At 52.7% G+C, this 2,938-nt stretch carries 1 protein-coding gene and 1 pseudogene; both read right to left on the reverse strand.

Features of this window, described 5'->3' with window-relative positions; translation table 11 throughout:
• Positions 1–1,643 (reverse strand): annotated as a pseudogene (locus DU29_RS0128145) (RHS repeat protein); the annotation flags it as partial.
• 101 nt (positions 1,644–1,744) lie between these two features.
• Positions 1,745–2,938, reverse strand: a 1,194-nt coding sequence (locus DU29_RS0128150; RefSeq protein WP_028624695.1) for an RHS repeat-associated core domain-containing protein, incomplete at its 5' end; no start/stop codon positions are given.

The raw sequence follows: 2,938 nt of genomic DNA on the forward strand, positions 1-2,938 counted from the left end.
TTCGACCACGCCGTGCCGCCAAACGGGTAATAGTGTTCCTGGGTGATGATGTTGGCGTGCTCATCCAGCTCCAGTGCGCTCGACCCCAAATGGTCAGTCAGGGTGTAACGTTGCTGGTTGTTGGAGATGCCTGGCGGTTTTCCTGCCTTCCAATGCAACACCCGAACGCTGCCTCGCCCGGTCGACACTTCAATGACGTGCAGTTCCTCACCGGTGCCGCTGTGAGTGCGGATTTGCAGGCCGGGCAGATAACGGGTTTCGATGGTGTTGGTTTGTGTACCAGTCTGCAACGAGCGAACTTTGCACACGCGTATCCCATCGGCGCCGTACTCATACGTTTCGATATCGTCGTCAGCACCCGTGCGTACAACCGGACGCACTTCTCGTAACTGATTGCGCACGTCCCAGCTCAAAGTCTGCCCTGGCTGCAATTGAAGCAAGTTGCCGTTGGCGTCGAAACCGTTTCGAAAATCGTTTTCTGTAGGTTCAACACCGTTAAGCACCGGCAGACAACGATTGCTGTGCATTTCGGCAACCAGGCGATGGCCGGGATCCTGCGCGCCTACATGGGTCAGTTCGAGCAGGTTGTTGCCGGCGTCATAGCGGTAGGTTTGGCGGTAGTTGAGGGGCATTGCGGGATCGGCGGCTCGGGATGCTGACGGGCCATGTTTTACAGCACCGGCTTCCCAACCTGTGGCCTCGACCAATCTGTACAGCGTGTCGTAACAATAACGACTGATTGACTCAATGCGCTGGTTGGCGAAATAGCGGATCGGCAGTGCGGCATCTTCGATGCTCAGTAAATTGCCGACCGGGTCGCAGGTGTAATGCAGATCCTGCAGAGGAGCGTTGGTATCGAGGCGGGACAGTAAACGTTTTAGTCGCCCGTCTTCGGGACCATATTCGAGAGTAGTGATCACGCCGTTGCCGGCGACTTCCTGTTCGACCTGACCGTGAGCGTTGTAGGTAATGGTGCGCACGATTGGCAGCCATTCCAGCGTGCCGTTCAAGCGCAAATCCACGGCCCGCAATGAGCCACCGACGGTTTGATGAAATCGCTGTTCATTACCTTGGGCATCTGTGACGGAGATCAACTCACCGGGTGGACAGAACTGCGAGTGCGTTACAAAACCGGTAGTTTTTTGCGAGGTAAAACGCCGCTCCTGCTCAAGTGCTGCGCCATTCAATCCATAATCGTTGCACAGCAAAACACCCGCTGGATCCTCATGACGGATCAATCGACCACACTGGTTGTTGTCGGAAAATGCCTGATCGTTTGCCGCGTAAGTCAAACGCTCGGCGCAAACCGAATCGCCTCCTGCAGCTTGCTCGTATAACTCGCTCAAACGCAATTGTTTGTCGTATCGCATCCACCGCTGTGAACCGCGACCATCCCAACCCAGCACCGGTTGACCCGCCTCGCCAAACAGACTGATCCGCAGCCCGGCGTCTACGCTTGACGTGCACAGTACTGCGCCAGACAGTGAATGGACGCTGCTCAAATTGGCCAGTGTTCCATCAACATGAGCCAGACGCGGGTCGGACTCAGCAACAGCCAAACCAATCTGATCGCGGGTAGTGCGATTGACCCGAGACTCAAAAGTCTGAGTCCCCACTGCATGGAGGTAATCCACCAAACGCACGGCCAATCTCCGCGGATCTGTAACCTCGAGCATCGGGTGATGGTTATACACGGCCCTGTTCATCGTTGAATTTGACTCGATTCGGTGGTGGTTTCAGCATTCTAAAAGGGTGATGCCTCACCCCAACCCATGGCCATTGCTGCAGAGCGAGGATTTATAGCGCTGGTGTGTATTGTTTTCATGTTGACTGTTCTACTGACTAGATTTATCGCGTTCATTGTCAAAAATGTTCCAGCACCACGGAGCCTCCAAGCGCCAGTCGAAGCTCCTGCATCGCTAGAATCAGCATCCGAACGGGTAATTTGAGCATCAGGATGCACAATGGTGTAATCAACATTAAGGGCAGCTTCGTTACTTCCATCATCCTTACGAGTCACCGATATCATAGAAATCCCGTAGATGGTTCGCTCCGATGGCTCTTTTACCAGATCGGTCTTTTTTATAAGCGCAAATAGCCTATTATCTGGTGCCCCGTTCAAATCCACATCCATTTGACGGGTCCTTTCGCCTAGGACCAACCAATTACTGAAGTGCCGAGAAACATATTCTCCAGCCGCAAAGTTCCCTCTCTGCCTGGCAGCTTCTTTTCCCCACTGGCGCCGTTCAAACCAACGGTGGCTCGAAGCATTCATCAGGCTAGTATATTTTAGCCCGTAGATATTTAGTGTACTTTTCACTTCATCACTCGCTATGACACCTCTCGGATTTCTCCGCAGAAGCTCTTCACGACTACCTACACCGACTTCAACAACCTGAAACTCATCGGTCGACTCATAATTACCCGTAGCCTCATCTAACACGCTAACTCGCGAACCGGACAACTTCGCCATGAAGAAGAATTTTTTGAAAGTATCAACGTCGACAGACACATCTTGGCCTCTCTTCGAAACAAGATAATCTCTTACGTTGTTAGTCAACTCCAACCCAAGCCCATTTGCATCTTTATAACGAATCGGATTATCCCTCACGAAAACAAAAATATTCAATCCATCGATATCTCCGGCCGGATCCGGATTAACCCAGCGCTGTAACCACGCTATGTAATAACGAAACCCATAATAATAAAGCCCAGTCGCGTCCCGCTCTTTTCCCGAATAACGCACTATCTTGTAACTGACCTGTACCGCCTCCCCGTTCGACCACGCCGTGCCGCCAAACGGGTAATAGTGTTCCTGGGTGATGATGTTGGCGTGCTCATCCAGCTCCAGTGCGCTCGACCCCAAATGGTCAGTCAGGGTGTAACGTTGCTGGTTGTTGGAGATGCCTGGCGGTTTTCCTGCCTTCCAATGCAACAC

Origin of the sequence: Pseudomonas sp. Ant30-3 (assembly GCF_000690905.1) — a bacterium.
Lineage (GTDB): Bacteria > Pseudomonadota > Gammaproteobacteria > Pseudomonadales > Pseudomonadaceae > Aquipseudomonas.